Origin of the sequence: Sphingomonas sp., assembly GCF_042091075.1 — a bacterium.
Lineage (GTDB): Bacteria > Pseudomonadota > Alphaproteobacteria > Sphingomonadales > Sphingomonadaceae > Sphingomonas.
In genome coordinates this window covers 1-3,892 of record NZ_JBELIE010000223.1, presented here as the reverse complement: position 1 = coordinate 3,892, position 3,892 = coordinate 1, and the positions used below count along the sequence as shown (strand labels likewise).

General features: G+C 66.4%; 6 protein-coding genes. 1 reads left to right on the top strand and 5 read right to left on the bottom strand.

Features of this window, described 5'->3' with window-relative positions; translation table 11 throughout:
- The first annotated feature begins 170 nt into the window (after nt 1–170).
- Nucleotides 171–926 carry a molybdopterin-dependent oxidoreductase gene (locus tag ACFDSW_RS15745; protein WP_375251212.1) on the top strand — a complete coding sequence of 252 codons (756 nt, stop codon included), beginning with the start codon at nt 171–173 and terminating at the stop codon, nt 924–926.
- A 7-nt stretch (nt 927–933) separates the two neighbouring features.
- On the opposite strand, the gene ACFDSW_RS15740 is transcribed toward ACFDSW_RS15745, so the two are convergent.
- The 5 genes from ACFDSW_RS15740 to ACFDSW_RS15720 form a co-directional block, all read right to left on the bottom strand.
- The gene (locus ACFDSW_RS15740) at nt 934–1,572 is read right to left on the bottom strand and encodes an SURF1 family cytochrome oxidase biogenesis protein (protein WP_375251211.1); all 639 of its coding nucleotides are present in this window, start codon (nt 1,570–1,572) and stop codon (nt 934–936) included.
- A 77-nt stretch (nt 1,573–1,649) separates the two neighbouring features.
- Nucleotides 1,650–2,561, bottom strand: a complete 912-nt coding sequence (locus ACFDSW_RS15735; protein WP_375251210.1) for a cytochrome c oxidase subunit 3 — start codon at nt 2,559–2,561, stop codon at nt 1,650–1,652.
- Nucleotides 2,562–2,597: 36 nt separating this feature from the next.
- On the bottom strand, nt 2,598–3,140 hold the full coding sequence (locus tag ACFDSW_RS15730) for a cytochrome c oxidase assembly protein (RefSeq protein ID WP_375251209.1): 543 nt from the start codon (nt 3,138–3,140) through the stop codon (nt 2,598–2,600).
- Nucleotides 3,140–3,277 carry a hypothetical protein gene (locus tag ACFDSW_RS15725; protein ID WP_375251208.1) on the bottom strand — a complete coding sequence of 46 codons (138 nt, stop codon included), beginning with the start codon at nt 3,275–3,277 and terminating at the stop codon, nt 3,140–3,142. Before ACFDSW_RS15725 ends, ACFDSW_RS15730 begins: the two co-directional genes overlap by 1 nt.
- A partial coding sequence (locus ACFDSW_RS15720) for a UbiA family prenyltransferase (RefSeq protein WP_375251207.1) occupies nt 3,274–3,892 on the bottom strand: 619 nt, incomplete at its 5' end. The genes ACFDSW_RS15720 and ACFDSW_RS15725, both read right to left, overlap by 4 nt.

Here is a 3,892-nt window from a genome sequence, read left to right as displayed (position 1 = left end):
TGGCCGTGGCTGCTCGATCTGTTCGGCGGGCGACAATCGGCGCGCTCACTGCACTTCATCGCCATGGCGGCGATCGCATTGTTCACCATTCTCCACCTCGTCCTCGTGCTGCTGGCGGGATGGCGCAACGAACTCGGCTCGATGATCACCGGCCGCTGGAAGGTCCCCGAATGACGCGCCTGATCGACCGCCGCGGCGCGCTTCTGGGGGGCGGGGCGGGTATGCTGCTCGCCGGCTGCGATTGCGTGATCCAGCACTCGAGCGCGCGCGCGATCCTGTTCAAGGGCGAGGATATCCATCGCGGGCTGCAGCGCGCGCTGTCGAACCGCGACGCGCTCGCGCCGGAATTCCGACCTGACCAGATGTCCCCCTATTTCCGCACCAACGGGACGCGCGATCCGGGAACCGCCGCTTACGCCGCGCTGCGGGCCGGCGGCTTCGCCGACTGGCGGCTGACGGTCGACGGACTGGTCGCGCGTCCGCTGCGGCTGTCACTGCGCGACATCGGTGCCTTGCCGCAGCGTGCGCAGATCACCCGGCACGATTGCGTCGAGGGATGGAGCGCGATCGGCAAATGGCAGGGCCCCACGCTGGGGTCGGTGCTGCGCGCGGCGGGCGTGCGCGATGCCGCCCGCTATATCGTGTTCACCTGTGCCGATCTGTATGGCGGCGCGCCTTATTATGAGTCGCTCGATCGGATCGATGCCTTTCATCCGCAGACGATCCTCGCCTGGGCGATGAACGATCGCTTCCTCGATACCGGCCATGGCGCCCCGCTGCGGCTGCGGGTGGAGCGGCATCTGGGCTATAAACACGCCAAATATCTGATGCGCGTCAGCGCGGTGGCCTCGCTCGACGGCATCGGCAAGGGGCGCGGCGGCTATTGGGAAGATAACGTCGATTACGATTGGTGGGCGGGGATCTGACGGACGTTCACGCCGCGCCTGAATCGGGCCCGTGGGGCGATGCCGGCGCCGCGCCGCGCCGCCACAGTGCCACCGCGTAGATGATCGCCGCGACGGCCGCGAACAGAAACCATTGCACGCCATAGGCGAGGTGGTTGTTGGGCACCGAGTCGATCGACGGCGGCTTGTTCGGCTGCAATCCGGGCGCCGGGCGGTCGGCGACCAGCAGCAATTCGGGTACACGCCGCTCGATCAATGTCGCGATCAGCGGGCGACTGTCGGGGGCATGGGCGATCCAGCCGGACACCTCCCCGCCTTTCCACGTTACCTTGCCTTCCGGATCGCGGGTCGTGCCGATCTGGACGCGCACGCCCGGCCCCTCCGCTCCGGTGCGGCAGGCGGCGATCAGCCGATAGCCCGCCGCTCCCGCCCCGGCCCGCCGGATCTCGACCGGTTCGAGGCAGAACACGGCGGCGCGCCGAAACAATAGCGATTCGTCGGGGAAGCGCGGAAAGGCGATCGGCGGCTTGGCGGGATTGCCCGCGAGCTGCGCCAGATAGGCCTGTTTCGCGGGCAGCCGATCCAGCAATTGCCACAGGCCCAGCGCGATCATCGCCGCGATCGCGAGCCCCACGACGACGGTCGGCACCAGCGGGATACGCTTCATCGACGGATCACCCGCGGGAAGGAAGAACGGACACGGCGCGCCACCCGAAGGGATGACGCGCCGTTCGGATCATCGGATCAGCCGCCGTGGACCGGCGCGCCCCAGCCGCCCCAGACGTAGACCGTGACGAACAGGAACAGCCACACCACGTCGACGAAATGCCAGTACCAGGCCGCCGCTTCGAAGCCGAAATGCTGCCTCGGGGTGAAGGCGCCGTTATAGGCACGGATCAAATTGACGATCAGGAAGATCGTGCCGACCAGCACGTGGAAACCGTGGAACCCGGTCGCCATGAAGAAGGCGGCGCCATAGTTGATACCCTTGAACGGGAACGGCGCGTGCATGTATTCATACGCCTGGATCGAGCTGAACAGCACGCCCAGCACCACCGTCAGCCACAGACCTTTCAGCACGCCGTCGCGATCGCCGACGCCCAGCAGGCCCCACAGGCCACGCTTTTCGCCACCACGCTGATTGTGGATCAACGCATGGTGCGCCCAGGTGATCGTGGTGCCCGAGGTGAGCAGGATCAGCGTGTTGAGCAGCGGCAGCTCGAACGCATTGATGACGGTCAGCCCCTTTGGCGGCCATTGCGCCGCGATCGCCGCCGCACCCTCGGCCGCGCGCTCCACCTGCCCGTCGACGAACTGCATCGCGGTCGGGAACAGCGAGAAGTCGAAAAAGGCCCAGAACCAGCCGACGAAGAACATCACCTCGGAGGCGATGAACAGGATCATGCCGTAGCGGAAATGCAGCTGCACCACCGGCGTGTGATCGCCGGCATGCGCCTCGCGAATCACCTGATGCCACCAGCCGTACATGCAGAACAGCACCGCGGCGAGGCCGATCAGGAACACCCAGCCACCCGCGACGGCGGCGTGCATGTACATGATCCCGCCGGTGGCGAGGATCAGCGCGGCAAGCGAGCTGAGCAGGGGCCAGGGACTGGGTGGAAGGATATGGTATTCGTGGTTCTTCGCGCCCGCCATGCGTGGCTCTCCCCGTTTACACTCGTTACGCCCGCTCTAGCTTGACGCTCTGCCGGAATCCACCGGGTAAAATGTGTAGCTCAGCGTGATCGTCTGCACGTCGCGGGTGTCCGGATCCGACAGGATCTTCGGATCGACGAAGAAGATCACCGGCATGCGCTGCGTCTCGCCCGGCTTCAGCGTCTGTTGCGTGAAGCAGAAGCACTGAATCTTGGTGAAATATTTGCCCGCGATGGCCGGCGTGACATTATAGGTGGCGGTGCCCGTCACCGGCTGCGCGCCGCGATTGGTGGCGGTGAAGAACGCCATGTCGCGCGCGCCGATCTCGACCTTTTCCTGCTCCTGCTCGGGCACGAAGCGCCACGGCAGCTTGGGACTTGTATTGGCGTCGAACGCGATCTCGATCGTGCGGTGCACGCTGCCCGGCGCCGCCAGCCCCCGGTTGGTGGTGCCGTTCAGCCCCGTCGCCTGACAGAACAGGCGGTAGAGTGGCACGCTGGCGAAGGCCAGCCCCGTCATGAAGCTGATGCCGAACACCGCCAGCACGACGGTGCGCGTGGTGCGCGCCATCCGGGGCATCAGTGCGCCATCCCCTGCCGGATTTTCGCGATGGTGATGAAGAAGATCAGCACCACGAACGCCGCCAGCAGCAGCGCCACCACGATCGCGCGGCTTTTCTGCCGGCGGCGGATCAGATGTTCTTCCTCAGGCGTCATGCAAACCACCGATCGGCGACCAGCGCGCCAAAGATCACGAACAGATACAGGATCGAAAAGGCGAACAGCTGCTTCTCGAAAGCCATCGTCTTGCCGGCCCGAGTGGCGCCCCGCGTCACCAGCGCGGCGAGCACGCCGAACACGACGGTCATCGCCAATGCCACTACACCGTAGATCGCGCCCGTCAGCCCCAGCGGCCAGGGCGCGATCGCGACCGCGGCCATCGGAACGGTGTACAGCCCGATCTGCCGCCGCGTCACCGCCTCGCCCGCGACGACCGGCAGCATCGGCACCCCGGCATTGGCGTAATCGGTCTTCACGAACAGCGCCAGCGCCCAGAAATGCGGTGGCGTCCACAGGAACACCAGCGCGAACAGCAGGAGCGGCAAAAGCGCCACCTGCCCCGTCGCCGCCGCCCAGCCGATCAGCGGCGGAAACGCGCCGGCGGCGCCGCCGATCACGATGTTCTGCGGCGTCCGCCGTTTCAACCAGACGGTGTAGATCAGCACGTAGAACAGGATCGAGACGAGCAGGATCGCGGCAGCGGCGAGATTCACCGCCAGCCCCATCAGGATCACCGAGAAGGCGCCCAGCCCGACGCCAAAGTGCAACGCG